The organism is Nonomuraea cavernae, from assembly GCF_014646355.1.
In the GTDB taxonomy this organism is placed as follows: Bacteria; Actinomycetota; Actinomycetes; order Streptosporangiales; family Streptosporangiaceae; genus Nonomuraea; species Nonomuraea cavernae.
The window spans coordinates 736,718-763,530 of record NZ_BMNH01000001.1 but is presented as its reverse complement, the minus strand read 5'-3'; the positions used below and the strand labels follow the sequence as shown (position 1 = coordinate 763,530).

Genomic DNA, 26,813 nt, shown 5'->3' with positions numbered 1-26,813 from the left:
CGCCGCTCATCAGCCGGACGATGCCCGAGCGGGCTGCCGCGGGATCGCGTGGCGCCCTACCCGGTCAGTCACGCTCCAGGTCGAGCAGCCCGCGCCGGAAGGCGACGGCGACGGCCGCCGCGCGGTCGTTGACGCCGAGTTTCGTGTAGATGTGCAGCAGGTGCGACTTGACCGTGGCCTCGCTGATGAACAGCCGTGCGGCCACCTCACGGTTGGTGGTGCCCTGGGCGACGAGGTCCAGGATCTCCAGCTCCCGCGCGCTCAGCGGCTCGGCCGGCGCGCGCACCTGCCCGAGCAGGCGGGTCGCCACCGACGGGGAGAGCACGGCCTCGCCCCGCGCAGCCGTACGGACGGCTCGGACGAGGTCGTCGCGCTGGGTGTCCTTGAGCAGGTAGCCGGTGGCCCCGGCCTCGACGGCGGGCAGGACGTCCTTGTCGGTGTCGTACGTGGTGAGGACGAGGACCCGGGCGGTGATCCCGAGCCGGGCGAGCTCCCTGATGGCCGTGACACCGTCCATGTTCGGCATGCGAAGGTCCATGAGGATCACGTCCGGGTCCAGTGCCCGGGCCAGGTCGACGGCCTGCGCGCCGTCGGCGGCTTCGGCGAGCACCTCGAAGCCCGGGTCGCCGGCGAACATGCCGCGGATGCCGTCGCGGACGATGGGATGGTCGTCGGCGATCAGCAACCGGATCGGACGTTCAGCCACGCGTCACCGCCGGAACACTGGCGGAGATCGCGGTGCCGCCGCCCGGTTCTGACTCGATCGCCAGCGTGCCCGCCAGGCGGTTCACCCGCTTGCGCATCGAGGCCAGCCCGAAGCCGCCGCCGTCGCGGACGCGCTCGGGGTCGAATCCGGCGCCGTCGTCGCGTACGTCCAGGGTGACCACATCCTCCATGTACGACAGGGTCAGCCCGACCCGCGACGGGCCCGCGTGCTTGGCCGCGTTGGCCAGGGCCTCCTGCGCCGTGCGGAGCAGTGTCTCCTCCACCTCGGGATGCATGGGACGGACCGTACCAGTCGTGGTGAAGTCAGCCCGCACCTCGTTGAGCTCGCTCCACCGGGCCACGACCTCGCGCAGCGCCTCGGGCAGCGGCGCCGACTCCAGCTCGCCGGGCCCGACCGCGTGGACGGAGCGCCGGGCCTCGGCCAGGCTCTCCCGCGCCAGCCGTACGGCGTTGTCCACGTACCGCTGCCAGTCGTCGGCCTGCCTGGCCGCCTGGAGTTGGGTGATGATGCCGGTCAGGCCCTGCGCGAGGGTGTCGTGGATCTCCCCCGCCATGCGCTGCCGCTCGTCCAGCACGCCCGCCTCCCGCGCCTGGAGCAGCAACTGGGCATGGAGACCGGCGTTCTCCCGCATCGCCTCCTCAAGTTGCGCCACCATTCGGGTCCGCTCGTCGCTGCGCTCGGCGGTGATCTCGCCGACGAAGCTGAACAGGCCGACCACGGCCACGATGGCGACGGTGAAGAGCAGATAGGTGAGGATCCCGGACGGGGTCAGGTCGGGCGGCCCATCGTTGTAGGCCGCGACACTGATCGCCGCCGTGGCGGTCACTCCGACGAACCGCCACATCCCCTTCAGGTACTGCCACGAGTGAAGGTAGCCGGTGAAACCGAAGAAAGCGGCGAACCACACCCCCTGCGTACAGAGCACTCCGATCACCACCACGAGCCCGGCCACGTAGACCGCGCCTCGCGGCACCAGCCAGATCCAGGCGGCGGCCATCCCGGCCAGAGCGACGGGCACCCACGACCAGCCGTCGGTGAGGAGGGCCAACACCGTGGAGATCATCAGCAGGACGTACGGAGCCGCCGCCATCTGGCGTTGCAGAAGCCGTTCCCACCGGTCGAGCCGCCCCGTCATGCTTCACTCCCAGCGGAAGAACCGGGCTGCGGCGATGCTGATGACCAGCGCGTACGCGGCCAGCACCATCAGGAGCAGCGGATCAGGCGCGCCCCCCGCCCAGACATCCTGCAGGCTCTGCCGGAAAGCGCCCAAAGGAGTGTATTCGCCGACAGTGGCCAAGATAACCGGCATCTGGTCCTTGGGCTGCATCAGCCCGGCGAGGAAGGCCATCGGAAAGTACAGCAGGACACCCCACCCGTTGGCGGTCCGCCCGTTCGGAGCCAGAGCCGCGATGAGCAGCCCGATGGCGAACATCGCCGCCGTACCGAGCAGGAACGCCACCGCGACCAGCAACCCCCGGGAGGGCAGGTGAGCCCCCAGCATGGTGCCCGCGACGGTCATCAGCAGGCCACAGGCGACCACCGCCAGCACGAGCTGCAGGAGCAACTGCACCACCAGCATGTTCGCCGGACGCACTGGGGTGGCGGAGAGCCGGCGCAGGATGCCCCGCTCGCGATAGGTGGCCAGAGTGGTCGGCAGCAGGTAGAGCCCCACGAGCCCCACGGCGATGGCCAGCGCCATCGGCAGCAGCACGGTGTCACCCGGTTCGAGGGAGCTCCCGAAGACCACCAGGATGAACAGCGGGATGAGCAGCGAGAACATCGCGCCCGGCTCCCTGGTCAGCAGCTTCAGTTCGACGATGGCCAGCTTGGTCATGATTGTCTCCGTCAGTGGGTGGGGTCGAACGAACGGCCGGTCAGGGCGACGAAGGCGTCGTCGAGGGTGCGCTTGTCGATGCGCAGATCGCTGACCAGGATGTGGTGCCGGGCGAGCGACGCGGTGACGGTCGTGGCGAAATCACCGCGGCCCGTGACGACCACCCGGTTTCCGGTCCTGCTCACCGCCGTCACGCCGGGCAGTTCCCCCAGCTCGACCAGGTCACCGCTCACCAGCGTGAACCTCATGTGATGCTCGGCGTCGCCCCCGCCGATCAACCCGTCCGGGGTGTCGATCGCGACGACCCGGCCGCCGTCGAAGACGGCGACCCGGTCGCAGAGCTCCTCCACCTCGTCCATGAAATGGCTGACCAGCACCACCGTCACACCGTTCGCACGAACCCGCTTGATCAGCTCCCAGGTCGTACGGCGAGCCTGCGGGTCGAGCCCCGTGGTCAGCTCGTCGAGAAAGGCCACCCGCGGATCGCCGACCAGCGCCAGGGCGATGAACAACCGCTGCTTCTGCCCTCCCGACAGCTTCCCGAACCGGGCGTCGCGCTTGTCGGCCAGCCCCCACTCCTCCAGCAACCGCCTCCAGTCGCGCGGCCTGGCGTAGAAGGAGGCATAGAGGTCCAGCGCCTCCCACACCTTGATGTTCTCCGGCAACTGCGTGTGCTGGAGCTGCACCCCGATCAGCTCCCGCAGCTCCCGCCCGTCCTTGACCGGATCCAACCCCAGCACCCTGACCGACCCGGCATCGGGCCGGCGCAGTCCTTCCACACACTCGACGGCGGTGGTCTTGCCGGCGCCGTTGGGCCCGAGGATGCCGAAGATCTCGCCCTCCTCCACGGAGAACGACACCCCGTCCAGAACCGTCAGCTCTCTGTACCGCTTGCGCAGGTCGGTGACCTCGATGACTGCCATGGCTCAAGCATCTTGCGCCCACTCCTCGGGCGAATCGGCTTGTCAGCCAGGATCCTCCCGGTACGCGGCTGACCCTGGAATCCACCGATCGGTTGATGCCGGGTACGCGAGTTTCCCGGTACACGGCAGCCGGCCGTTTCAGGTGGCGGTGTACTGCGCGGCGTACTCCTCGGATGGGGCGATCGGCGTGATGACGTCGATCAGCACGCCGTTGGGGTCCGGCACGATGAAGTGCCGCTGGCCGAAGTCCTCGTCGCGCAGCGGCAGCTCCGGGGTCAGCCCCTCGCCGACGACCAGGCGCTCCCATTCGGCGTCGACGTCGGCCACCTCGACGTTGAGCAGCAGTCCCGCGACCGGCCGCCGGTAGGCCTGCGGCAACGTCGGATGAGTGTGGTCGAGCAGCGCCAGCTCGTGGGAGCCGCGGCGCAGGCTCACGTACCAGTCGGCTTCGAACGTCACCTCGAAGGCGAACAGCCGCACGTAGAAGTCCTTCGATTCGGCCACCTTGGCCGTGCAGATCACCGGATAGAAGCCGGTCAGGTCCATGACTCTCCCTTTCACATACCATCGGTATGTGACGGTACGGTAGTTCGCGTACTCTCGGTATGTCAATGTGGGGGGCATGGTGACCAGAGCGGAGCAGAGGGAGCGCACCAGACGGACACTGGTCGCCGAGAGCAGGCGCCTGTTCGCCGCCAAGGGCTACGCCGCGGTGGGTCTGGCGGAGATCGTGCGCGAGTCCGGAGTGACCAAAGGAGCGCTCTACCATCATTTCGAGGGCAAGGCCGACCTCTTCCGCGCCGTCCTGGACGAGGTGCAGCAGGAGGTGGCGGGCCGGGTGGTCGCGGCGGCCGAGGCGGCGGGAGATCCGTGGGCCCGGTTCAAGGACGGGTGCGCGGCCTTCGTGACCGCGAGCGCCGACCCCGAGATCCAGCGGATCATGCTGATCGACGGGCCGGCGGTGCTCGGCTGGAACGACTGGCGGGCGATGGACGAGGGCGCCTCCGCCAAACACCTGGCCGAGGCGCTCACCGACCTCGTCGAGAGCGGCACGATCCCCGACCAGCCGATCGCGCCGCTGACCCACCTGCTGTCGGGAGCGATGAACGAAGCGGCCCTGTGGCTGGCCCAGACCGCCGCCCCCGGCGACCTGACCGCCACGCTCGCGGCGCTGTCTCGCCTGCTGGAGTCACTGCGCGCGCCATGACGTCCCTGGTCCGGAGCCGCCGATCCGGCGCGCGCGGTCGATGTCGGCTCGTTCCATCTCGTCCAGCGACAGTTCGACGGCGGCCAGCGCCTCCTCCAGCAGGGGAAGCAGGCGGCGTCTGAGGGCACGGATCCTGCGGTCGGTGGAGGCGACCTCGGCCGCCACGACGCGTACGGCTTCCGCGGCGATCGCGTGCTCCAGCCCGGCGCGCAGGGCGGCACGGTAGGCGTCCGCAGCGGGAACGAGCGCGGTGGTGATCGGGAGGGGAGCCGCCGCGCCCGGTTCGGGGAACGCGCACGAGACCCGGGCCGGATAGCTCGTGCCCACGGCGTCGGCCCAGTACACGTGCGCCTCGGCGAGGTCGTCGCCGGCCGCCAGGCGCACTGCCCGGCGGCCACCGAGCCGGGTCACGCGGCGGAGCCATTCGTCGGCCGCCCGGCATGCGGCGGACCACTCCGCCTCGGTCCGTGCCGCGTTCCGGGTGAGCCGGTCCTGCTCCCGCCGCAAGATCCACAGCTTCTTGTCGAGCACGTCGAGCCCGTGCCGGACCGCCGGCAGGCGGCGACGCAGCCACATCCGCCCCGCCTGGCCAGGCGGGATCCGCAGTCTCATGACTCTCCCTCGTATCCCGCTTCCAGCGACTCCTCGCTGAGCATCGACAGTTCGCCGCGCGGCAGCACGGAGACCACCTGCCAGGCCCGTTCGAACGTCTCCTCCAGGGTGCGGACCTCGTCGGGCCGCTGGGCCAGCAGGCGCGTCCGGAAGGCCTCCGCCATGGCCAGGTAGCGGCGGTCGGCCGGGCTCAGCGCGCTCTCGCCCACCACGTCGGCGAGTTCGCCGGCCTGCCGGGCGCGGGACAGGCCCGCCTGGATCTGCGCGGCCAGGTCCAGATGCTCGGGCCGGGTCCGTCCCGCGCCGACCCCCGCGCGCATCATGCGGGAGAGGGACGACAACGGATCGATGTGCGGGTACGAGGTCACCTCACGGCTCAGCAGAATCTGGCCTTCGGTGATGTATCCGGTGAGGTCGGGCACGGGATGGGTGATGTCTCCGGCGGGCATGCTCAGTACCGGCAGCACGGTGACGGAGCCGGGACGCCCCCGGATCCGGCCGCACCGCTCGTAGATGGAGGCCAGGTCGCTGTAGAGGTAACCGGGGTAGGCCCGGCGGGCCGGAATCTCGCCACGGGCGGTCGACACCTCGCGCAGCGCCTCGCAGTAGCTCGTCATGTCGGCCAGCACGACGAGAACGTGACGGCGCAGGACGAACGCCAGATGCTCGGCCACGGTCAGCGCTATCCGCGGCGTGAGCAGCCGTTCGATCACGGGGTCGCCGGCGAGGTTGAGCAGCACCGTCAGCTCCGCGGCCGACGAACGCGTGTCCAGGATGTCGCGCACCGTCCCCGCGTCGCCATGGGTCAGTCCCATGGCGGCGAAGATCACGCTGAACGGCGCGTCACCGGTGTGGGCCTGGGCGGCCACCTGGGCGGCGAACTCCAGGTGGGGCAGGCCGCTTTCGGCGAAGACGGCCATCTTCTGGCCGCGGACCAAGGTGGTCAGCGCGTCGACGGCGGAGACCCCGGTGATCACGGGTTCGGCCGGAGGCTCTCGCACCGTGGGATTCATCGGCAAGCCGGCCACGGGGGCGCTGTCGTGGCCGAAGACCGGCGGGCCGCCGTCCAGGGGCCGGCCGCGCCCGTTGCAGACGCGTCCCCGCCATCCGGCCCCGACCGGGATGCGCAGCGGGCTCCCCGCGAAGGTGACCCGGGTCGTCTCCGCCCTGAGTCCTCCGGTGCCCTCAAGGACCTGGACGACGGCGAGATCGCGATCGACGTCCAGGACGAGGCCGTGCCTGCGCTCACCGGACTCCAGCGTGATCGTGGCGTACTCGTCCCAGCCGACGTTCTGGACGCCCTGGACGACGACGAGGGGGCCGCGTAGCTCGGCCACGTCGGTGTACTCGATCGGAGCCCACGTCGTCACCGCAGCGTCTCCAGATCGTTCAGCACGGTGTCGCGCCGTGCCTCGACCTCTTCCTCCGGCGCCTCCTTGGCGCGCAGGAGGGGAGAGAAGTCGCGATCTTCGACCGCGGCGGCGGGCACTCCCCGCTCGACCAGGTCCAGGCAGCGCGCCAGGACCGCCAGCAGCGCGTCGGCGATGAGAGCGGTCCGTTCGGGCCGGCAGTACGCGTCCAGACTGCTCAGCGAGCTCTGCCTCAGGAAGCCCTCCCGCAGCAGGCGCCCGGCCAGCAGACCGATGCGCTCATGGGCGGGCAGCGCGCCCGCCCCCACCAGCTCGGCCAGCGCGGTCAACCGGTCGGCCTCGGCCAGCAGGCCGCCCACGCGCGCGCGGCGGGCGGCGTTCGCCGGGTCGTCCCGGGTCAGGGCGTCGGCGTCGCGGGAGAAGGACTCGCGCCAGGAGATCGCCGGGTAGTGCCGCGCGTAGGCGAGGTCGCGGTCCAGGGCCCACAGCGTCCGCACGAACCGCTCCGTCTGCGCGGTGACGGGCTCGGTCAGATCTCCGCCCGGGGGCGAGACGGCCCCGATGATCGTCACCGACCCGGTGGCACCGCCCAGCGTGACGACCCGTCCGGCCCGCTCGTAGAACGCGGCCAGGGCGGAGGCCAGGTCCGCCGGGTAGCCCTCCTCGGCCGGAAGGGTTCCGCTGCGGGAGGCGAACTCCCGGCGCGCCTCGGCCCAACGTGAGGTCGAGTCGGCGATCACCACCGCGACGTAGCCCATGTCGCGGAAGTGCTCGGCCACCGTGACCCCCGTGTAGATGCTGGTCTCGCGCGCCATCATCGGCATGTTGGAGGTGTTGGCGATCACGACGGTCCGGTCGGAGAGCCGCCCCCCGGTACGGGGGTCCGGCAGCTCGGCCAGCTCGGCGACGACGTCGGCCATCTCGTTGCCGCGCTCCCCACAGCCGATGTAGACCACCACGTCGGCGTCGCACCACTTGGCGACCTGCTGAAGGAGCACGGTCTTACCCGTGCCGAACCCACCGGGCACGGCCGCGGTGCCCCCGAGGCACACCGGCAGGAGCAGGTCGATGACCCGCTGCCCCGTGATGAGCGGCACCGTCTCGTCCAGCCGCGACGCGTACGGCAGCGCGCTGCGCACCGGCTGGCGGCGGGTCAGCCGGACCTCGGCACCCCCGACGACGGCGACCACGGCGTCGTGAGCACAGCGGCCCGGCTGCCGGATGGCGGAGACCTCGCCTCCCGGCGACAGGACCAGGTAGGCGAGCGAGCCCGCGCCTTCGACGCGCCCGATGGCCGTGCCCGGCGCCGTCTTCCGCCCCTGCTCGACCAGCGGCGTGAACGGCCACGAGCGGGCGACGGACGCGAGCGTGGGCACGGCCGGGTCCAGCCAGGGGCCCGCCCCGGTGAGCGGCCGGAGCAGCCCGTCGTACACTCCGCCCAGCAGATGAGGCCCCAGCAGAGCCGAGACGGGAGATCCGCCGCGCTCGGCGGGATCGCCAGGGGCCAGCCCACCGGTGTACTCATACGCCTGCGCAGTGGCGCTGCCACCTCTCAGCGAGACGATCTCACCTGGCAACTTGTGCGGCCCGAGCAGGACCAGCTCGTACATGGCCGCGCCTGGCAGGTCCTCGACTTCGACCAAGGGGCCGTTGACCCTGGTCACGGTGCCCACAGCCGCTCCACCTCCGCTCCGAGCGCCTCCACGGCCCGTGCGGCCAGCGCGCCGAGCGTGCAGTCGACCCGCCGGCCGCGCCCCTTCGCCAGCACGCCGCCGTCAGGCTGCTCCTCGACGACCAGGTCCGCGCCCCCGGCGGCACGGGCCAGGGCGCTCAGCCGGTCGAGCAGCCTGGGGTAGCAGGGATCGTCACGCAGGGCCCTGACTGCGGCGGCCGATCGTACGCGTAGTTCGTCCAGGGCCTCTCGTCGGGCGGCGAGTTCCATGTCGCGGGCCTGGCGCTCGGCGCGGATCCGTTCGGTGACCGCGGCCGCCTCGGCCTGGGCGGCTCCGTCGGCGCGCGCGTCGGCGAGGATGGTCCGAGCCTCCTGGCGGGCGGCGGCGACCACCTGGGCAGCCTCTTCCTCGGCCCCGGCGACGATCGCCCGGGCGTCGATCCCGGCCTGCCTGGACAGGGTTCCGGCCAGCGGCGCCAGAGCGTCCCGCATGGTCGTCACGGCGGCATCACCACCGTAGGTAGAGCGCCCCGGAAGGTCGTCACGGCGGCATCACCACCGTCAGCCTCTCTCCGGCCCGCTCGCTGACGGCTTCGGCCGCCTCCGGGGTGAGGATCACCACGGCGACGTCGTCGCCGAGGGAGGCCCACGCCGCGCGGGCGGCCTCAGGAGTGTCGGCCGACAGGACGACCGCTCCGGCGAGCCGGAACCCCGCCACGCGGACGGTCTCGCCGATGACCGCGACGATCGCCATGGCCGGTCAGGCCCGTCCGATGAGGATGATGCCGATGACGAGCCCGTAGATGGCGATCCCTTCGGCCAGGCCGACGATGACGATGGCACGCCCGAACAGCTCGGGCCGCTCGCTCATCGCGGCGAGCGCCGCTGCCCCGGTGTAGGCGACGGCGATGCCCGCGCCGATCGCCGAGCTGGCGACCGCGATGGCGGCGCCGAGCAGTGCCGCCCAGTTGCCGCCGGACGGGTCGGCCGTCGCCGTCCCCTGGGCGGAGCCCGCGGTCACGGCGCAGACCAGGAGGACGACCGCGGCGAGCGCGATGACCGCGTTGAACGCGCGCAACCCCCGTCTCAGCCAAGGGAACATGGGACGGCCTCCTTGGGCGTCGGCGGCAGGTGCCAGGGGCGAAAGGGCCGTCCCTCGGCTTGGAAGACCCTGGAGAACAGCTCGTAGTACTCCAGCCGCAACGCCTGTACACCGGCCACGAGCGCCTCGATCGTCAGCGCCAGCACGTTGCCCAGCAGGAACACCGCCGCCGCGGCGAAGGGGTTGGCGGCCCACAGCCCCGTGGCCGCGCTCCAGACGATCCAGCCGACGGCGGCGTGTGTGAGGCCGAAGGCGGCGAGGCGGGCGAAGGACGCGACGTTGGCGCCCAGCCGGACGACCACGTCGAAGAGCTGGATCAGCGCCTGCGCGGTCGCGCCCGCGCCGCCTCCCGCTTCGGCGTAGAAGCCGGTGAAGGCCAGGACCAGGCCCACCACCGCGATCACGCCGCCGGCGACGGCCAGCCAGCCGAGCTTCGCGTACCAGCCGAACAGGGCGAGCCCCAGCCCGAAGAACAGCGCCGAGCCCGCGACCCCTGCCGGCGAGTACAGGGTGGCCGGCCAGCCGCCCTCCCGCCACCGGTTCACCACGCCCAGCAGGTAGGCGACCGCGAGCAGCAGCGCACCGCAGGCCAGAGCCGCGGCCAGCAGGGTGACCGGGTCGGCCAGCGGCCGCACCCAGAGCACCGGGACCACGCCCGTGGGGCCGAAGAACTCGCCGTAGAGCAGGCCGAAGAGCATGCTGGCCAGCCCCGCGCCGACGACGAACGGCCACGCCCGGTGGAGGCGCGACAGCCATCGCGGGCGCTCGCGATACAGCCCGAGCGCCGCGACGAGCAGCACCAGACCGTGACCGACGTCGCCGAACATCATGCCGAACATCAGGACGTACGCCCCCACGGCCAGGGGCGTCGGGTCGAGGTCGGCGTACGGCGTCGTCCCGTAGGTGTCGACGAGCGGAGCCAGGGTGCCGCGCAACCCTTCGGAACGCAGCAGGGACGGGGCCTCCTTGCCCCGGGGACGGTCGAGCGGCACCACCGCCCCGCCTTCGGGTGCCACCTGACCCGCGAGTTCCGGAACGACCTTGGCGGGCGTCCAGCCGGCGAGCGCCGCCACTTCACCGCGGACGACTGCGCTCTTCGAGACCTCCCGCAGCTGCGCGTCAGGTGGTGTGGACAGTTCGACGACTCCGGCCGCGCCCACGATCCGCAGCACGTCGTCCAGCGAGCGGGCGGGGGCGACGATCGCCACCCGCTCCATGCGGACGGGCCGCAGCGCCTCTCGCCAGCTCATGACGCCGGTCGCCGATCGGGTGAGCGCATCGCGGTCACCGCCATGCGGCCTGTTCCAGGGCGGCTCGCACCCGGCGGGCGTCGGCTGCCAGGACGGCGACCGCGCCGAGAACCGGTCCCGCCGTGAACCCCGCCCCCGCCAGGAGATCGCGCCCTTCGTCTTCCACGCGCCGCCACCAGCGTTCCTCGCCTCGCCACAGCTCGCGCGGGTCCTCGATCTCGTGGAGCACCCAGCGTGCCGCCGTGGGAAGCCGCTGAGCCATCTCAGGTATCGAGGACGCGTCGAGCGCGCCGTCACCGACGAGCGTGCGGCAACGCCCTCGCGCTCGCTCGGCCAGTCCGGCGCCCTCCGCCAGGTGCGTACGGGCGAGCAGCAGGGCTGTCGCCCCCAAGGCCCACGACCTGGCCCGCGGAACGGTCTCGACGACCCGTTCGGCCCAGGCCAGACGCATGTCCAGTTGAATCTCGCGAGGACCGGCACCGCCCGGGTCTCCCCACGGGGAAGCGGCCAGGGTGGCCCGTACCTCGGCGAGAGATCCGCACAGCCGCAGCCTCTGCCACGCTGCCTCCAGCGATCCCAGGGCGAACTCCGGCTCCGTCTCACCTCCCCCGAGCCGGCGGATCAGCTCGTCCGCGTTGGCGAGCTCGAACCAGCGGGCCAGCACGCGGACCATCTGCCCTCCCTCCCGGGGCAGCCAGCCGGCCAGGACCCGCAGATGCCACAGCAGGGTCGCCAGGACCGACCACTGGGCCTCCGCCAGGCTCTGCCCACGCCGCACATCATGTCCGTACGGCGTGTCACCCAGCCGAGCCACCGCCTCGGACACGGAACCGCAGGCCGCGATGCGCCGCGCTCCCGCCGTCCCGGCCCTCCGCCGGACGAGGGCCCTGGCACGTGTCGCCCCCGCGACCCACGAAGCGGTCATGATCGCTCATCGGCCAGGGACCTGACCAGGTCGGTCACCCGGGCCACCATCTCCGGCATCCGGGCGGCCGAGCGCGTGCGGACCCCCTCAGCGGCGGCTGAGGGCGCCGATTCGGCCACCGCTTGATCGTGGTGCCGGCGAGCGAGAGCCGCCGACCGAGCACGCTCGGCATCCGCCTCCGCGTGGGCCGAGGCGACGATGGCCGCGGCCCGGTCGTGGGCGCGCGCCCGCATGCGGTCGCCACGGCGCTGGGCGTGTTCGCGCTCGTTCGCGCACGCGGCCTGGATGTCGGCGAGTGCCGAGAAGATCGGCTCCAGCTCCTCGGCCTGGTCGGCCACGTAGTCCTCGGGAACCCCCGCGGGCGCCGCCGCCCCGGGCACGCCGGAGGGGCGAAACCGGGCCAGGAAATCGCCCAGCCGGATCATCGCTCTCACCTCCCCGCGTCCCGTCACCTTGGGTCATGCCCCCGGCACAACCAACGGCCGGTCAGCACACGGCCGTATGTTGGCCAGGCCGCGGACCGGCGGATCAGCGCCGCGCGCCGCGCAGGCGCACCCGCGGACCGGCAGGTCAGCCCCGCGCGCCGCGCAGGCGCACGGCGGTGACCTTGTACTCCGGGCAGGAGGTCACGGTGTCGGCGTGGTCGGAGGTGAGGGCGTTCGCCCGGCTGGACGGGAAGTGGAAGGTACAGAAGACCTGGCCCGGCGCGACCTCCTCGGTGAGCCGGGCCGGAAGCACGGCCTGCCCGTGCCGGCTTTCGACCAGCACCGTGTCGCCGTCGCGCACGGCATGACGGGCGGCGTCGGCCGGGTGCAGGTCGAGGTGGTCCGAGGGGGCGAGCTCGATGGTGCCGGACCGCCTGGTCATGTTGCCGGAGTTGTAGTGCGCCCATCGGCGGCCGGTGATCAGGATCAGCGGATAGTCGTCGTCGGGGCTCTCGCCCGGCGGCAGGTAGGGGCGGGCGGCCAGCCGCGCCCGCCCGTCCGGCGTGGCGAATCCGTCCAGGTAGAGCTTGGCCTCCCCGGGATGTCCGGGGTCGGGGCACGGCCAGGGGATGGCGCCTTCGCGATCGAGCCGCTGGTGCGATATCCCGGCGAACACCGGCGCCACCCGGCCGCATTCGGCCAGCGCCTCGGCGGGGGTCGGGCAGCCCAGGTCGGCACCGCAGGCGGCGGCGATCGCGTGCACGATGGCGAAGTCCGTGCGTGCCTGGCCGGGGGGAGCCAGGGCGGGCCGTACGCGCTGGAAGCGCCGGTCGAAGTTGACGAAGGTGCCGTCCTTCTCCAGCCAGGACGCGGCGGGCAGGACCACGTCGGCGTGGCGGGCGGTCTCGGACAGGAACAACTCCTGGCTGATGACCAGTGGGCAGGACTCCAGTGCCTCGATGACCCGGTTGGTGTCAGGGTCGGTGGCGCAGACGTCCTCCCCGACGATCCACAGCACCCGCAGCGCCCCTGAGCGTGCCGCCGCGAACATCCTCGGGATGCGCAGGCCCTCGTGGTCGGGCAGCCGGGCACCCCACACCCGCTCGGCCCGCCCACGCGCGACGCCGTCGGTGACCCGGCCGTAGCCGGGCAGCAGATCGGGCAGGGCGCCCATGTCGGAGGCCCCCTGGACGTTGTTCTGCCCTCTGAGGGGGTTCACGCCGAACCCGTGATCGGTGCCGACCGCGCCGCGCAGGATCGCCAGGTTCGCCAGGGTACGAACGCCGTCGGTGCCGTGCAGGTGCTCGGTCACGCCGAGCCCGTAGACGATGGCCGGCCGCTCGGCCACCCCGTACAGACGGGCCGCCGCGACCAGATCGTCCGCCGGCACGCCGGTGATCGAGGCCACCCGGTCGGGCGGGTAGCCGGCGAGCATCGCGGTCAGCTCCGGCAGCCCGACGGCGCGGTGCCGCAGGAATTCCTCATCGACCAGGCCGTCCGTGAGCAGCACGTTGGCGAGCCCGTTGAACAGGGCGACGTTGGTCCCCGGGCGGGGCCGCAGGTGCACGTCGGCGTAGCCCGCGAGCCCGACGGCCCGGGGGTCGACGACGACCAGCCGCGTGCCGTGCAGCACCCGCTGAAGCAGCCGCGCCCCGACGACCGGGTGCGCCTCGACGGGATTCGCGCCCACCACGAGCAGGCAGTCGGCGCGCTCCACGTCCTCGAACGCGTCGGTGCCGCCGGACAGGCCGAACGCGGCGGTCAGTCCGGCGGCGGACGGGGAGTGGCACAGCCTCGAGCAGTTGTCGACGTTGTTGGTGCCGATGACGACTCGCATGAACTTCTGGATCAGGTAGTTCTCCTCGTTGGTGGCCCGGGCCGAGGTGATCGCCGCCACCGCGTCGGGGCCCGCCTCGGTCACCGCGGCCCGCAGCCCGCGGGCGATGTGGCCGAGCGCCTCGTCCCAGCTCACCGGCTCCAGGCCGGACCGGCGGCGCAGCAGCGGCTCCGTGATCCGCTCAGGAGAGCGCAGGAACCCGTGGGCGAAGCGGCCCTTGACGCACGCGTGCCCCCGGTTGACCGGGCCGTCCGCGGCGGGGCGCACCGCGGCGACCTCACCCTCCCGGGTCAGCACGTCGAGCGCGCAGCCGACGCCGCAGTATCCACAGGTGGTACGCGTGCGGGTGAACGCGGCCAGGTGAGTGCCGATCGGCAAGCCCGGTTCGGTGAGGGCACCGGTGGGGCAGGTGTCCACGCAGCCGCCGCACGCGACGCAGTCCGATGCGGCCCAGGGGCCACCGGTGCCGGGCGCGACCACCGTCTCCGAGCCGCGCCCCACCAGCGTGAGCGCGAACGTGCCCTGGACCTCGGCGCACATGCGTACGCAGCGACCGCAGGCGATGCACAGATCCCGGTCGAGATGGACGAACGGATGAGAGTGGTCCTGGCCCCCGCCGGCACCGCCTTGCGCGGCTTCCGGCCCGATGCCCAGCGCCCCGCACACCCGGGCCAGCTCCCCATCCCCCTCCAGCGCCCGCGGCGGAAGCGCTGAGACGATCACCTCCACGGCGTCACGGCGCAGCCGGCGCAGGTCCTCTTCCTCGACACTCACCTGGGCGCCGTCGACGGCGGGGGTCACACAGGCCGCGACGACTCGCCCGTCGAGCCGTACCAGGCAGGCCCGGCAGGAGCCGACGGGCGTCAGCCGCTCGTCATGGCAGAGCGTGGGCAGATCGACGCCCGCCGCGCGTAGTGCCGCCAGCACCGAAGCCTCACCGGGGAGATCGACGACGGCCCCCTCCACCGTGACCCTCATCCGCCCCACCCCCGCAACCGATCCCCGTAGGCGCGGGCCAGGCTCCGCACCGCGTGCGGCAGCCGACGACCGAACGCACACAGGCTGGCCTCGCTCATCACGTTCAGCATGCGGGTGTAGGAGTCACCCGGTGGGGCGCCGGACCTGGCCTGCTCCAGCCCGTGACGGGAGCCGACCCGGCACGGCGAGCAGGCGCCGCAGCTCTCCGCCGCGCCGAACCCCCACACGTGCCGCAGCACGTCCAGCGGCTCCAGCCGCCGGTCGACGGCCACCAACCCGGCATGCCCCAGCGCGGCACCGTAACCCGCCAGCCCCGCCTCCGTGAGCGGCACATCGAGATCCTCTTCCGCCAGGAACCCACCCAGCGGGCCGCCGACCTGCAGCACACCGAGGTCGGCCCCCTCCCGCAAGCCGCCGCCCAACTCGGTGACGATCCACCGCACCGGCACGCCGAGCTCGACCTCGTAGCAGCCGGGCCGGGCGAACCGCTCCGACAGGCAGACCAGCTTCGTACCGGTCTCGCCGGGCGCGCCCCGGCGGGCGTAGGCGCCGCCACCTCGGCTGACGATCCACGGCACCGCGGCCAGCGTCTCGACGTTGTTGACCACCGTCGGCGCACCCCACACCCCCTGGCTCGTCGGGTACGGCGGGCGCGCCCGCGCACAACCGCGACCGCCTTCCAGCCCCGCGATCAGCGCCGTCTCCTCGCCCGCGACATAGGAACCGGCGCCGGCCACCACCTCCACGTCCAGATCCACGTCACTGCCGTGCACCCCTCGGCCCAGGTGCCCATCGGCGCGCGCCTGCTCCACGGCCTGCCGCATCGCCGCCAGCGCCCGCGGATACTCCGAACGCACCAGGATCAGACCTCGGCGGGCCCCGCTGGCGAAGCAGGCCAGCGCCAGCCCTTCCAGCACCCGCGCCGGGTCGGCCTCCATCAGCAGCCGGTCGGCGTACGAGCCGGGATCGCCCTCGTCGCCGTTGGCGATCACCACCGTGTCCGGAGAGCCGCCCGCCGCCGCCCACTTGGCCGCCACGGGAAAGCCCGCGCCGCCCCGGCCCCGCAGGCCTGAGGCCCCGACCTGCGACCGCACCCACTCCGGCGAGCGCCGGCCGACGGTCTCCATCCAGCTCCGCCACGCGGCTTCACCTGCCACGATCCCCGCCAGCACGACCGTGTCGCCGGTGGCGTCAGCCGCCGGGATCGGCGGTGCCTGCGGGCGCGCACGTCCGGCCACCTGGTCGACGACATCCGGGCCGACACAGGGGGTCTCCCCGTCCAGGCAGGCGGGGCCGGCGTAGCAGTAACCGAGGCAGCGGACCGTACGCAAGGAGACGCCCCCGTCCCGATCAGGACCCTCATCGGCCATGACGCCGAGCACGTCCTGGATGGCGGGCAGCTGCCGGCCCGCCTGAGCCGCGAAGCACGCGGTCGCGGTGCAGACCCGCACGTGGCGGTCGCCGTGCGGGATGGCCAGATCCGCGTAGAACGTGGCCGGCCCCAGCCCCGCCGCCGCGGGCAGCCCGAACCGTCCGGCCACCTCCGGCGCCCAGCTCCCAGGCCCTTCCCCGTGCTCCTCGGCACCTTCGGCAAGAGCCTCAATCAGGCGGACACCTGGCCGGCCGCGCCGCTCAGCCAGGGCGCGAAACGCATCGAAAGGATGGCATCACGAATTTCTACCTGCCCATTTCCCGGATAACAGACACACAGTGAAGCGCTCAGGCCCCGGTGGGGGCGCGACCGTGATCGGCCGCGTACGCGGCGAACACCTCCGCGGGCTCGCCGTCCGTGTGGAGGAAACGCTGATCAAGGATGGTGGCGAGGTCTTCCAGCGCACCGGCGAGCAGGGCGGCCGTCAGCCGCACATCTACCCGTCGGGCCGCCTGCCCAAGCTGGGCGAGGTGAGTGGCATAGCCGATCGTGGCCGCCAGGGACGAGTGGTCCTCACCGTCATGGAAGTAGTAGCCCTCGGCGTACTGGGTGAAGTCAATACGGACACGCACCACCTCGGTCGCCAGGCTTCCCAGCAATGAGGCGCCCACGGCGCAGTCGAGCTGCCGCACGGACGGGTCCGTGCGGTGCAGCAGCGCCAACCGGATCGCGAGCACCCGTCGGCGGGTCAGCGTTGGGAAGATCTCCAGCACCCACGAGACGGTGGCCGTCAGCAGGACGAAGCCGATGAGAGCTTCCAGCGGCGAGGCCACGCGGAGCCAGCCTTCGGCAGGCACGATGTCCCCGAGCCCGAGGGTGGCGACCATGACGAGTGACAGGTAGATGGAGTCGAGTAGTTCCGGCTCCTGCGACAGGCCGGAACCAGGCGCGAAGGCGAACGCCTCCGGCATGTGCGGCCAGTAGACGATGGCCCAGCCCAGGATGATGGTGACGGCCCACATGCCGACCACCGTCACCATGGCGAGCGGACCGACGAGCCCGACCACCCGCCTGCGCGCCCGGAGCCGCCCGGCCAGTTTCCACAACGCCGCCATGACGAGTCGGCTCAGGCCTCCGTGGCGGGTGGGGTGCCAGAGCGTGTGGAACAGGTCTCGTAGGGCGACCATGATGAGCGCGGCTCCGAGCAGCGAGACCAACCACTCCATTCATCTCTCCCGCAGTGTCCTGTGGAGCGGGCGACCCCGCGCAGCCGGGGCCGAGGTGATCGGCCGCCCGAGCCGGGCCGCGCTTGGAGCTTAGGCCGCAGACCTCGTTGGCGAACGCAGACTCGCCGCATCGCCGGCGCACCCAGGCTGTCCGGGCGGCAGAATCCACCAGGACACCCGGACCACGTGCACGACGACGTCTACGAGGACCCGGACGGTGTCAGCGGCTTCACCGATCAGAAATCCTCCGCCACGTCGTCAGTTCTGGTAGCCCCTCGCACCGGTGGAAGGATTGATGACCATGACCGACGTTAGACCGCTGGGCGTCGACGAGGCCACGTTTCTCGCGGCGGTCCGCTCAGGCGACACGGCGCGGTTCGCGCTTGTCACGGAGCGCCACCGGCGTGAGCTGCAGGTGCACTGCTACCGGATGCTCGCGAACTACGAGGACGCCCAGGACATGACGCAGGAGACGTTCCTGCGAGCGTGGAACAAGCGGGAGTCGTTCAAGGGCCACGCTGCGCCGCGGACCTGGCTGTACCGGATCGCGACGAACGCCTGCCTCGACTTCCTGGAGAAGCGCAACGACCGCACACCCGTGCCTGCCGAGCTGCCGGGAGCGGGCTCGGAAGTGCACTACCTGCAGCCCTACCCGGACCGGATGCTCCCGGAGGATCCGCAGGAATCGGTGGTGGCCCGGGAGACGATCGAGCTGGCGTTCATCGTCACCGTCCAGCACCTGCCGCCGCGGCAGCGGGCGGTGTTCATCCTGCGCGACGTCCTCGGCTGGCCGGCGCCGAAGGCCGCCGACGCCCTCGAGCTGACCGTCGCATCGGTGACCAGCGCACTGCAGCGGGCCCGTGTGACGATGCGCGAACAGCTGCCCGACCGCCGCCTCGACTGGCGGCGCCCCGCCACGCACGAGCTGTCGGATGACGAGCGCGGCGTGGTGAAGTCGTATATCGACGCCCATGAGCGCAACGACCTGGACGGGCTGACGGCCCTGCTGCGCGACGACCTGCGCTTCACGATGCTGCCCGATCCGGGCACCTTGGTCGTCACGGCCAAGGACGCGGTGGACGGCTGGGTCTCCAGCGGGCTCTTCCAGCGCGGCTACGACGACTGGCGCTGCATCGCCACGACGGTCAACCGCATGCCTGCCGCCGTGCTGTACCTCCGCGGCCCCGACGACCCGGAGTACCGTTTGTTCAACATCGCGGTCCTGCACATCGTCGACGGGAAGGTCGCTGAGCTCACCGGATTCGACGCCTCCGACAAACCATGGCTGGACCTGCCCGCGACGCTGTGATCAGACAAGTCCCCATCGTCGACGAGTCCAGCGCGCGAACTCGATCTCCGCCGGTGTGGCACCCGGCTGCTTGTCGGCGGTCGGCCAGTGGGAGCTCATCGCCTCCCACAGCCTGCGTCCATACAACGCCAGGCCCGTCGCGTCCACCCGGTCGGACCACCACTGGAACAGCTCGGCGCTCGGCGACGAGTCCGGTCCCTCCCCTCCACTCCAGCCGAGGTCGTCGCCGGGCGCGGCGATGTAGCCGTCCAGGGTCACGTTCGTGCCGAAGATCAGTTTCCGCGTCGTGCCAGCCTTCCGTGAGTCGATCTCATACGTGCAGACGGGCACGGCGTGGAAACCTCATCTGTGCGCAGAAGCCCAGAGGTCAAAGGCCACCCTGGATGCCACCGTCAACAGCATCGGCGCGTGGGTGGGCAAGGTCCGCACCGCCTTACAGCACCCGACCAACGGCCCCGCGTTCCGGGGCGGCCCGGCGGATCGCGCTGTGGCGATCGCATCTCTGAGACATGACCGGATCGAGTGTCACCGTAGTTTGTCACGCAGGCATCAAAAAGGCCGCTTACCGAAGATCGGATAGCGGCCTTTTGCCTGTTCAGTTGTGGTGGGGCTACCAGGACTTGAACCTGGGACCTCTTCCTTATCAGGGAAGCGCTCTAACCGTCTGAGCTATAGCCCCGCGCACACAGACCGTATCGCATCCCCGCCGGTGGGCGCGAATCGGTTGGTGGAACGAGGAAAAGCTTACCGCCTCCGGCGTGTTGTTCGCGCCGCACCCACCATGGGAGTGCGGCGCGAACCAACACGCGGACCACGGACGACCGAGGACTACTCGGCCTCGCTGAAGGTCACCTCGACGCCGCCCACCAGGTCGGAGGCGACGTTGTAGATGACCGCTCCCAGGGTGGCCAGCGCGGTGATCAGCACGACGTTGACGGCGCCGATGAGCGCCGTGTAGCCGAGGATGCGCACCGGCTCGAACCAGGAGGCGATGTCGATGGGAATGGAGTTCTGGCCCTGCTCTCCCTGGCCGAGCTGGTTGACCAGGTCGACGAGCGAGTCGAACACGCCCAGAGCGGACAGCACGCCGTACAGCACGGCGACCGCCACGAAAAGCACCACGAAGCAGACGATCGACACCACGAAGCTGAACTTCATGGCCGACCACGGCTCGATGCGGCGCAGCACCAGGTGTGCCTTACGGGGCAGGCGGGCTCCCGAGTTGGAAGACTTCTTCCGTGGGAGCTCGACCAGCGGAGGAGGAGCCTCGGAGGTGAGCGACGGACGGGCTCGGGCCGTCTCGTTGCCCTGCCCGTCGCTCGGCGGGGGCTTGACCGGAGCCGGCTGAGTGGCCGGCACCTTGTGCACCGCCGTCGCGTTGTTGTCCTCGGGGCGCTGGTCGCGGGTCTCGGGCTCGCTGGGTTTCTTGGGCTGGCCGTTGTCCCGAGCAACCGCCTTGATCCTGGCGCTGGGGCTAGGGCTACCGCCACCCTGGGCGCTCATGACTTACTCTCCTCCCCCGTCTTCCTCAATGTCCACCGCAGCCTCCATCGACTCGGCGTTCCGGGCGAGGGCTACCACACTGTCGCCTTCGGCGAGATTCATCAATCGCACTCCCATGGTCTGGCGGCCGGACTGCTTGATCTCGCCGGCACTCGTCCGGATCACCCCGCCAGCGGATGTGATCGCGAAGACCTCATCCTCCGGGTTGACCATGACGGCTCCGACCAGCTTGCCACGAGAGCTCACGATTTTCGCAGTCAGCACGCCCTTACCACCACGACCTTGAACCGGATACTGCTCAACCGGTGTTCGCTTCGCGTACCCGGCCTTGGTGGCGATAAGCACATCTTGTCCGTCTGCGATCCTATTCATTGCGAGAAGTTCGTCGCCTTCAAGGAATCGCATGCCGATGACGCCGCTCGTCGCCCGGCCCATCGGCCGCAGCGCCTCGTCGGAGGCGGTGAAGCGGATCGACTGCGCGCCCTTGGAGACGAGCAGCAGGTCGTCCTCCTCGGAGACCAGGCGGGCGCCGATGACCTCGTCGTCGTCGCGCAGGTTGATCGCGATGAGGCCGCCGGACCTGGGGGAGTCGTACTCCGACAGGCGGGTCTTCTTGACCAAGCCACTGCGGGTCGCCAGCACGAGGTAGGGGGCGACGTCGTAGTCACGCAGGTCGAGGACCTCCATGACCGTCTCGTTGGGCTGCATGGCCAGCAGGTTGGCCAGGTGCATGCCCCGCGCGTCGCGGCCGGAGTCGGGCAGTTCGTACGCCTTGACCCGGTAGACCCGGCCCTTGTTCGTGAAGAACAGCAGCCAGTGGTGGGTCGAGGTGACGAAGAAGTGGTCGACGATGTCGTCCTGGCGCAGCTGCGCCCCGCGCACGCCCTTGCCGCCGCGCTTCTGCGCCCGGTAGAGGTCGGTGCGGGTGCGCTTGGCGTAGCCGCCGCGGGTGATGGTGACGACGATGTCTTCCTCGGCGATGAGGTCCTCGATCGACATGTCGCCGTCGTAGGCGGTGATCTCGGTACGCCGGTCCTCGCCGAAGCGGGCGACGATCTCGGCGAGCTCGTCGCCGACGATCTGCCGCTGCCGCGACTCGGAGCCCAGGATGTCGAGGTAGTCGGCGATCTGCGTCATCAGGTGGTCGTACTCGTCCTGGATCGCCCGCCGCTCCAGGGCGGCGAGCTTGCGCAGCTGCATGTCGAGGATGGCCTGCGCCTGGATCTCGTCGATCTCCAGCAGGCCCATCAGGCCCTGCTGTGCGGCGGCGGCCGACTCGGACGCGCGGATCAGGGCGATGACCTCGTCGAGCCGGTCGAGCGCCTTGAGCAGCGCGCGCAGGATGTGGGCGCGCTCCTCGGCCTTGCGCAGGAGGTAGCGCGTCCGGCGGACGATGACCTCGATCTGGTGGGCCACGTAGTGCGTGATGAACTGGTCGAGCCGCAGCGTGCGCGGCACCCCGTCGACCAGTGCCAGCATGTTGGCGCCGAAGGTGTCCTGGAGCTGGGTGTGCTTGTAGAGGTTGTTGAGCACGACCTTGGCGACGGCGTCGCGCTTGAGCACGATCACCAGGCGCTGCCCGACGCGGGACGACGACTCCTCGCGGACGTCGGCGATGCCGGTCACCCTGCCCTGCTTGACCAGCTCGGCGATCTTGAGGGCGAGGTTGTCCGGGTTGACCTGGTAGGGGAGCTCGGTGACGACGAGGGCGTGGCGGCCCTTGTTGTCCTCCTCGACCTCCACGACGGCCCGCATGGTGATCGAGCCGCGGCCGGTGCGATAGGCGTCCTCGATGCCGCGCCGGCCGACGATCAGCCCGTGGGTCGGGAAGTCGGGGCCCTTGACCCGGGCCATGGCCGCTTCGAGCAGCTCCTCGTCGGAGGCCTCCGGGTGCTCCAGCGCCCACTTGACGGCCTCGGCCACCTCGCGCAGGTTGTGCGGGGGGATGTTGGTGGCCATGCCGACCGCGATGCCGCCCGCGCCGTTGACGAGCAGGTTGGGGAAGCGGGCCGGCAGGACGACCGGCTCCTGCGAGCGTCCGTCGTAGTTGGGCTGGAAGTCGACGGTGTCCTTGTCGATGTCGCGCAGCATCTCCATGGCGATGGGCGCGAGCTTGCACTCGGTGTAGCGCATCGCCGCGGGCGCGTCGTTGCCCGGAGAGCCGAAGTTGCCCTGCCCGTCGACCAGCGGATGACGCAGCGACCACGTCTGCGCGAGCCGTACCAGCGTGTCATAGATCGAGGTGTCGCCATGGGGGTGGTAGGAGCCCATGACGTCACCGACGACGCGCGAGCACTTGAAGTAGCCGCGGTCGGGGCGGTAGCCGCCGTCGTACATCGCGTAGAGGACGCGGCGGTGCACCGGCTTGAGACCGTCACGCACATCGGGCAGCGCACGCGACACGATGACCGACATCGCGTAGTCCATGTAGCTGCGCTGCATCTCGGTCTGGATGTCGACCGGTTCGACGCGTTCCGGCGAAGCTGGAGGCGGAGTGTTCACTTCCGTCACGTGTAAAGATCCTTTTCTGGTGTACGGCTGTCGCTACACGTCCAGGAAACGGACATCTCGCGCATTGCGAATGATGAAGGCCCTGCGCGCCTCGACGTCCTCACCCATGAGCACGCTGAACATCTCGTCGGCCTGGGCGGCGTCGTCGAGCGTGGCCTGCAGCAGGATGCGGGTCGCGGGGTTCATGGTGGTCTCCCACAGCTGGTTGGCGTTCATCTCGCCGAGACCCTTGAAGCGCTGGACACCGTCGTGCCCGCGCGGGTCGCGCTTGCCCCGGGCGATGCCCTCCTGGATGATCGCGTCGCGCTCACGATCGGAGTAGGCGTAGGAGGCGTCGTCGCCCTTACGGTCCCACTTGATCTTGTAGAGCGGCGGCTGCGACAGGTAGACGTGACCGCCCTCGATCAGCGGCCGCATGAACCTGAACAGCAGCGTCAGCAGCAGCGTGGTGATGTGCTGGCCGTCGACGTCGGCGTCGGCCATCAGGATCAGCTTGCTGTAGCGCAGTTTGCCGATGTCGAACTCGTCGTGCACGCCGGTGCCCATCGCCGTGATCAGCGACTGGACCTCGATGTTCTGCAGGACCTTGTCGACCCTGGCCTTCTCCACGTTGAGGATCTTGCCGCGGATCGGCAGGATCGCCTGGAAACGCGAGTCGCGGCCGCCCTTGGCCGAGCCGCCGGCGGAGTTGCCCTCGACGATGAACAGCTCGCACTTGCTGGGGTCGTTCCACTGGCAGTCGGCCAGCTTGCCCGGCAGCCCGCTGCCCGACTCGAGCAGCGACTTGCGCCGCGTCAGGTCACGGGCCTGACGCGCCGCGAGCCGGGCCCTGGCGGCCTGCAGCGACTTGTTGATGATGTCCTTGGCCTCACCGGGGTTGCGCTCGAACCACGCGCGCAGGTGGTCGTTGCACGCCTTCTGGACGAACGACTTGGCCTCGGTGTTGCCCAGCTTGGTCTTGGTCTGGCCCTCGAACTGGGGGTCGGCCAGCTTGATCGAGACGATCGCGGTCAGGCCCTCGCGGACGTCCTCACCGGAGAGGTTCTCGTCCTTGCCCTCCTTGAGGAACTTCTGCTCGCGGGCGTAGCGGTTGACGATCGACGTCAGCGCCGCGCGGAAGCCCTCCTCGTGGGTGCCGCCCTCGGCCGTGTTGATGGTGTTGGCGAAGGTGTAGACCGACTCGGAGTAGGAGTTGTTCCACTGCATGGCGATCTCGACCGAGGCGCCGTCGCCGTGCTCCTCGAAGTCGATCACCGAGGCGTGCGCCGGCTCCTTCTTGGAGTTGAGGTGCTTGACGAAGTCGGACAGACCGCCCTCGTAGTGGTATTCGACCCTGACCGGCTCGCCGTTGATGTGGTCGGGCCGCTCGTCCGTCAGGACGATCGTGAGGCCCTTGTTGAGGAAGGCCATCTCCTGGAAGCGGCGCGAGAGCGTCTCGAAGTTCCACGTGGTGGTCTCGAAGATCTCGGGGTCGGCCCAGAATGTGATCATGGTGCCGGTCTCGTCGGTCTCCTCGCCCTGGGCCAGCGGCGCGGTCGGCTTGCTGCGCTCGAAGCGCTGCCGCCAGTAGTGGCCGTTCTGCTTGACCTCGACGTCCATGGCCGACGACAACGCGTTGACGACGGCCGAGCCGACGCCGTGCAGGCCGCCGGAGACCGCGTAGGACTTGCTGTCGAACTTGCCGCCCGCGTGGAGCGTGGTCAGCACGACCTCCACCGCGGACCGCTTCTCGACCGGGTGAATCCCGGTCGGTATGCCACGGCCGTTGTCCACGACACGCACGCCGTTGTCGGCCATGAGCGTGACGTCGATGCGGTCGGCGTGACCTGCCAGAGCCTCGTCCACAGCGTTGTCCACGATCTCGTAGACAAGGTGGTGGAGACCCCGCTCGCCGGTTGAACCGATATACATACCCGGGCGCTTGCGAACCGCCTCAAGCCCTTCGAGTACGGTGATTGAGCTAGCGTCGTAGGACAAGTGCCAAATCCTCCTGCCGCGGACACGCGGCGGGGGAGGCGTCACATGCGTAGCTGAGCTGCCCCTGCCGTGCCCGTCACCGTCGTGAGTGCCCCGTTGCGCTCGCCACCCGGGGGAGTCGGCGCGTCGCATGCGCGCCAGGGGTGACACGCAAGCGGACGTGTCCGGAATCCGCTTTCATTCTACCGGCTCCAGACGCCCAAGGTGGCATTGAACGCGCCTGTGGCGGCCTCTAGCTCGTTTTCCCCCCGTTTGGAGCTCCCCCACACGGGACCGGGGGTCATCGCGTCTGCGGCTCTCTGATCGGTTTTCGGGAGTGTACGGCTCAGCCGTACGTGTCCCCGGGCCCCTTGCTGCCGGTGACCCGGAGCCCGCCGGCCGGACGGGGGGCGTTGAGCGGCCCCCTGACCTTGACCTTCGTCACCGTGCCGTCGCCCAGCTCCTCGTTGAGCCGGCGCACCAGGGTGCGCGCGAGCAGGCGGACCTGCGTCGCCCAAGCCGTGGAGTCGGCGACGATCAGCACCTCACCGTCGTCGAACGACTCGGGCTTGGTGTGCGCGGCCAGGTCGGGCCCCACGATGTCGGGCCAGCGCCCGAACACCCCGCCGACGGCCGCGGACCGCTCCCAGCCCCGCTCGGCCAGCAGATCCATGATCGCGCGTCCGAAAAGCTGGGGATCGCCGGCGTCCCTGCGGGCGCCGGCCGCCTTGCGCCGGGGCTCGCGGCGGGGGAGTTGCCCGCGTTTGGCGGCGTCGGCCTTGGCCTGGGCGAGCTTCTCCCTGGCCATGGCGGCCCCCCTGGCCGTGGGATTGTCGTCACCGGACACGGGTCACGCTCCCTTCGGCTACGTCGAATCGGGCACCGATCAGCTCGGGCGGCACGTCGTCCGCCACGGCGGCGGTGATCAGCACCTGCTCGGCGGGCGCGACGATCTCGGCGAGGCGGCGCCTGCGCTGGCTGTCGAGCTCGGCGAAGACGTCGTCGAGGATCAGCACCGGATCGCCGCCGTCGGCGCGGAGCAGGTCGTAGGCGGCCAGGCGCAGCGCCAGCGCGAACGACCACGACTCGCCGTGGCTCGCGTAGCCGCGGGCCGGCAGATCGCCGATGCCGAGGATCAGGTCGTCGCGGTGTGGGCCGACGAGGGTGACCCCCCGCTCCAGCTCCGCCGGGCGGACCTCCAATAGCCGCTCGCGCAGCCGTTCCTCAAGGGTTTTCCCCAAGTCTGTGGATAACGTCTGTGTATCAGAAGATCCCCGCTCACCGGCGTCTTCGTCCTCAGCGACATCCCCGCCTGTGGACAACGTGCTGCGATAGGCCAGGGTCGCGGGGGCGCTCGTGGGGGCCAGCCCGGCGTAGGCTCCGGCGACCAGCGGGCGCAGCTCCTCGATGAGATCGAGCCGGGCCTGGAGAAGCTCGGCTCCGTGCCGGGCGAGGTGGGCGTCCCACACCTCCAGCGTGCTCAGCACGTCGCCCGCGCCCGCCGCCGCGAACCCGGAGTCACCCTCGGCCCGCCGGGCGCTCCTGGTGCCTCTGCGGGCCTGCGCGGCCGTGCGCAGCAACGCACCCCGCTGCTTCAGCACGCGGTCGTAGTCGGCCCGCACGCCCGCGAACCTGGGCACCCTGGCCACCAGCAGCTCGTCGAGGAACCGCCGCCGCTCCGACGGGTCGCCCTTGGCCAGCGACAGATCCTCAGGGGCGAACAGCACGGTGCGCAGCAGGCCGATGACGTCACGCGGCCGGGACACGGGGGAGCGGTTGAGCCGCGCGCGGTTGGCCCGGCCCGGATTGATCTCCAGCTCGACCAGAGCCCGCCGGTCGTCACGCTGGACGGCGCAGCGCACGATCGCCCGGCTCGCGCCCTGTCGCACGAGCGGCGCGTCGGTGGCGACCCGGTGGCTGGACTGGGTCGCCACGTAGCCCAGAGCCTCGACCAGGTTGGTCTTTCCCTGCCCGTTGGGCCCCACGAACGCCGTGACGCCCGGCTCCAGGCCGAGCTCCACGGACGCGTAGGACCGGAAGTCGGTCAGCGAGAGGTGGGCGACATGCACCCCAC

24 protein-coding genes, 1 tRNA gene and 1 pseudogene are annotated in these 26,813 nt (G+C 71.0%); 2 read left to right on the top strand and 24 right to left on the bottom strand.

All coding sequences use genetic code 11. From position 1 onward, the window contains the following. Positions 1-64: 64 nt before the first annotated feature. From IEY82_RS03565 to IEY82_RS03545, 5 genes are all read right to left on the bottom strand, one after another. Complete coding sequence (locus IEY82_RS03565) at positions 65-706, bottom strand: response regulator (RefSeq protein WP_189122438.1); 642 nt, start codon at positions 704-706, stop codon at positions 65-67. Next, positions 699-1,862 carry a sensor histidine kinase gene (locus IEY82_RS03560; protein ID WP_189122437.1) on the bottom strand — a complete coding sequence of 388 codons (1,164 nt, stop codon included), beginning with the start codon at positions 1,860-1,862 and terminating at the stop codon, positions 699-701. Before IEY82_RS03560 ends, IEY82_RS03565 begins: the two co-directional genes overlap by 8 nt. Positions 1,863-1,865: 3 nt before the next feature. Continuing rightward, positions 1,866-2,561, bottom strand: a complete 696-nt coding sequence (locus IEY82_RS03555; protein WP_189122436.1) for an ABC transporter permease — start codon at positions 2,559-2,561, stop codon at positions 1,866-1,868. An 11-nt stretch (positions 2,562-2,572) separates the two neighbouring features. Continuing rightward, entirely contained in the window at positions 2,573-3,484 is a 912-nt protein-coding gene (locus IEY82_RS03550) for an ABC transporter ATP-binding protein (protein WP_189122435.1), read from the bottom strand. Positions 3,485-3,622: 138 nt separating this feature from the next. After that, positions 3,623-4,030: a VOC family protein gene (locus IEY82_RS03545; protein ID WP_189122434.1), complete on the bottom strand. Its 408-nt coding sequence runs from the start codon at positions 4,028-4,030 to the stop codon at positions 3,623-3,625. A gap of 76 nt (positions 4,031-4,106) precedes the next feature. Here IEY82_RS03545 and IEY82_RS03540 point away from each other — a divergent pair, with 76 nt between their 5' ends. Next, entirely contained in the window at positions 4,107-4,691 is a 585-nt protein-coding gene (locus tag IEY82_RS03540) for a TetR/AcrR family transcriptional regulator (RefSeq protein WP_189122433.1), read from the top strand. On the opposite strand, the gene IEY82_RS03535 is transcribed toward IEY82_RS03540, so the two are convergent. From IEY82_RS03535 to IEY82_RS03480, 12 genes are all read right to left on the bottom strand, one after another. After that, a complete protein-coding gene (locus IEY82_RS03535; protein ID WP_189122432.1) occupies positions 4,674-5,303 on the bottom strand; it encodes a V-type ATP synthase subunit D in 630 nt (209 codons plus the stop codon). The genes IEY82_RS03540 and IEY82_RS03535 overlap by 18 nt on opposite strands. After that, the gene (locus tag IEY82_RS03530) at positions 5,300-6,673 is read right to left on the bottom strand and encodes a V-type ATP synthase subunit B (RefSeq protein ID WP_189122431.1); all 1,374 of its coding nucleotides are present in this window, start codon (positions 6,671-6,673) and stop codon (positions 5,300-5,302) included. Before IEY82_RS03530 ends, IEY82_RS03535 begins: the two co-directional genes overlap by 4 nt. After that, a complete protein-coding gene (locus IEY82_RS03525) occupies positions 6,670-8,346 on the bottom strand; it encodes a V-type ATP synthase subunit A (RefSeq protein WP_189122430.1) in 1,677 nt (558 codons plus the stop codon). The genes IEY82_RS03530 and IEY82_RS03525 overlap by 4 nt, the downstream gene beginning before the upstream one ends. Further along, positions 8,334-8,837, bottom strand: coding sequence for a V-type ATP synthase subunit E family protein (locus IEY82_RS03520; RefSeq protein ID WP_225262167.1), 504 nt, complete (start codon positions 8,835-8,837; stop codon positions 8,334-8,336). Before IEY82_RS03520 ends, IEY82_RS03525 begins: the two co-directional genes overlap by 13 nt. A 49-nt stretch (positions 8,838-8,886) precedes the next feature. Continuing rightward, positions 8,887-9,099 (bottom strand): V-type ATP synthase subunit F, encoded by a 213-nt coding sequence (locus IEY82_RS03515; protein ID WP_189122428.1) that lies wholly within the window; start codon positions 9,097-9,099, stop codon positions 8,887-8,889. A gap of 6 nt (positions 9,100-9,105) precedes the next feature. Then, a complete protein-coding gene (locus IEY82_RS03510) occupies positions 9,106-9,447 on the bottom strand; it encodes an ATP synthase subunit C (protein WP_189122427.1) in 342 nt (113 codons plus the stop codon). Continuing rightward, positions 9,432-10,697 carry a V-type ATPase 116kDa subunit family protein gene (locus IEY82_RS03505; RefSeq protein ID WP_225262096.1) on the bottom strand — a complete coding sequence of 422 codons (1,266 nt, stop codon included), beginning with the start codon at positions 10,695-10,697 and terminating at the stop codon, positions 9,432-9,434. The genes IEY82_RS03510 and IEY82_RS03505 overlap by 16 nt, the downstream gene beginning before the upstream one ends. A gap of 34 nt (positions 10,698-10,731) precedes the next feature. After that, positions 10,732-11,622: a hypothetical protein gene (locus IEY82_RS03500; RefSeq protein WP_189122426.1), complete on the bottom strand. Its 891-nt coding sequence runs from the start codon at positions 11,620-11,622 to the stop codon at positions 10,732-10,734. After that, entirely contained in the window at positions 11,619-12,047 is a 429-nt protein-coding gene (locus tag IEY82_RS03495; RefSeq protein WP_189122425.1) for a hypothetical protein, read from the bottom strand. The genes IEY82_RS03500 and IEY82_RS03495 overlap by 4 nt, the downstream gene beginning before the upstream one ends. A gap of 145 nt (positions 12,048-12,192) precedes the next feature. Next, complete coding sequence (gene fdhF, locus IEY82_RS03490; protein WP_189122424.1) at positions 12,193-14,862, bottom strand: formate dehydrogenase subunit alpha; 2,670 nt, start codon at positions 14,860-14,862, stop codon at positions 12,193-12,195. Then, positions 14,859-16,502 carry an NAD(P)H-dependent oxidoreductase subunit E gene (locus IEY82_RS03485; RefSeq protein WP_263647585.1) on the bottom strand — a complete coding sequence of 548 codons (1,644 nt, stop codon included), beginning with the start codon at positions 16,500-16,502 and terminating at the stop codon, positions 14,859-14,861. The genes fdhF and IEY82_RS03485 overlap by 4 nt, the downstream gene beginning before the upstream one ends. A gap of 79 nt (positions 16,503-16,581) precedes the next feature. After that, positions 16,582-17,460 carry a potassium channel family protein gene (locus IEY82_RS03480; RefSeq protein ID WP_189122423.1) on the bottom strand — a complete coding sequence of 293 codons (879 nt, stop codon included), beginning with the start codon at positions 17,458-17,460 and terminating at the stop codon, positions 16,582-16,584. Positions 17,461-17,761: 301 nt separating this feature from the next. Here IEY82_RS03480 and IEY82_RS03475 point away from each other — a divergent pair, with 301 nt between their 5' ends. Continuing rightward, positions 17,762-18,769 (top strand): RNA polymerase subunit sigma-70, encoded by a 1,008-nt coding sequence (locus tag IEY82_RS03475; RefSeq protein ID WP_189122422.1) that lies wholly within the window; start codon positions 17,762-17,764, stop codon positions 18,767-18,769. Between the two features lie 30 nt (positions 18,770-18,799). Here the strand turns inward: IEY82_RS03475 and IEY82_RS03470 are convergent. The 7 genes and pseudogenes from IEY82_RS03470 to recF form a co-directional block, all read right to left on the bottom strand. Further along, positions 18,800-19,078: pseudogene (locus IEY82_RS03470) on the bottom strand (dihydrofolate reductase family protein); the annotation flags it as partial. A 293-nt stretch (positions 19,079-19,371) separates the two neighbouring features. After that, positions 19,372-19,448 (bottom strand) — tRNA-Ile (locus tag IEY82_RS03465). Positions 19,449-19,597: 149 nt separating this feature from the next. Continuing rightward, the gene (locus IEY82_RS03460; RefSeq protein WP_189122421.1) at positions 19,598-20,272 is read right to left on the bottom strand and encodes a DUF3566 domain-containing protein; all 675 of its coding nucleotides are present in this window, start codon (positions 20,270-20,272) and stop codon (positions 19,598-19,600) included. A 3-nt stretch (positions 20,273-20,275) separates the two neighbouring features. Further along, a complete protein-coding gene (gene gyrA / locus IEY82_RS03455; RefSeq protein ID WP_189122420.1) occupies positions 20,276-22,783 on the bottom strand; it encodes a DNA gyrase subunit A in 2,508 nt (835 codons plus the stop codon). Positions 22,784-22,816: 33 nt separating this feature from the next. Further along, positions 22,817-24,760, bottom strand: a complete 1,944-nt coding sequence (gene gyrB / locus IEY82_RS03450; protein ID WP_263647455.1) for a DNA topoisomerase (ATP-hydrolyzing) subunit B — start codon at positions 24,758-24,760, stop codon at positions 22,817-22,819. A 325-nt stretch (positions 24,761-25,085) separates the two neighbouring features. Next, positions 25,086-25,586, bottom strand: a complete 501-nt coding sequence (locus tag IEY82_RS03445) for a DciA family protein (protein WP_225262090.1) — start codon at positions 25,584-25,586, stop codon at positions 25,086-25,088. Then, complete coding sequence (gene recF / locus IEY82_RS03440; protein ID WP_189122418.1) at positions 25,576-26,808, bottom strand: DNA replication/repair protein RecF; 1,233 nt, start codon at positions 26,806-26,808, stop codon at positions 25,576-25,578. Before recF ends, IEY82_RS03445 begins: the two co-directional genes overlap by 11 nt. Positions 26,809-26,813 lie beyond the last annotated feature (5 nt).

Coding starts and splice junctions, on each gene's coding strand:
- IEY82_RS03560 (WP_189122437.1), bottom strand. CDS start 1,862: ATGACGGGGCGGCTCGACCGGTGGGAACGGCTTCTGCAACGCCAGATG.
- IEY82_RS03555 (WP_189122436.1), bottom strand. CDS start 2,561: ATGACCAAGCTGGCCATCGTCGAACTGAAGCTGCTGACCAGGGAGCCG.
- IEY82_RS03550 (WP_189122435.1), bottom strand. CDS start 3,484: ATGGCAGTCATCGAGGTCACCGACCTGCGCAAGCGGTACAGAGAGCTG.
- IEY82_RS03545 (WP_189122434.1), bottom strand. CDS start 4,030: ATGGACCTGACCGGCTTCTATCCGGTGATCTGCACGGCCAAGGTGGCC.
- IEY82_RS03540 (WP_189122433.1), top strand. CDS start 4,107: ATGGTGACCAGAGCGGAGCAGAGGGAGCGCACCAGACGGACACTGGTC.
- IEY82_RS03535 (WP_189122432.1), bottom strand. CDS start 5,303: ATGAGACTGCGGATCCCGCCTGGCCAGGCGGGGCGGATGTGGCTGCGT.
- IEY82_RS03520 (WP_225262167.1), bottom strand. CDS start 8,837: ATGCGGGACGCTCTGGCGCCGCTGGCCGGAACCCTGTCCAGGCAGGCC.
- IEY82_RS03515 (WP_189122428.1), bottom strand. CDS start 9,099: ATGGCGATCGTCGCGGTCATCGGCGAGACCGTCCGCGTGGCGGGGTTC.
- IEY82_RS03510 (WP_189122427.1), bottom strand. CDS start 9,447: ATGTTCCCTTGGCTGAGACGGGGGTTGCGCGCGTTCAACGCGGTCATC.
- IEY82_RS03505 (WP_225262096.1), bottom strand. CDS start 10,697: ATGAGCTGGCGAGAGGCGCTGCGGCCCGTCCGCATGGAGCGGGTGGCG.
- IEY82_RS03500 (WP_189122426.1), bottom strand. CDS start 11,622: ATGACCGCTTCGTGGGTCGCGGGGGCGACACGTGCCAGGGCCCTCGTC.
- IEY82_RS03495 (WP_189122425.1), bottom strand. CDS start 12,047: ATGATCCGGCTGGGCGATTTCCTGGCCCGGTTTCGCCCCTCCGGCGTG.
- fdhF (WP_189122424.1), bottom strand. CDS start 14,862: ATGAGGGTCACGGTGGAGGGGGCCGTCGTCGATCTCCCCGGTGAGGCT.
- IEY82_RS03480 (WP_189122423.1), bottom strand. CDS start 17,460: ATGGAGTGGTTGGTCTCGCTGCTCGGAGCCGCGCTCATCATGGTCGCC.
- IEY82_RS03475 (WP_189122422.1), top strand. CDS start 17,762: ATGACCGACGTTAGACCGCTGGGCGTCGACGAGGCCACGTTTCTCGCG.
- IEY82_RS03460 (WP_189122421.1), bottom strand. CDS start 20,272: ATGAGCGCCCAGGGTGGCGGTAGCCCTAGCCCCAGCGCCAGGATCAAG.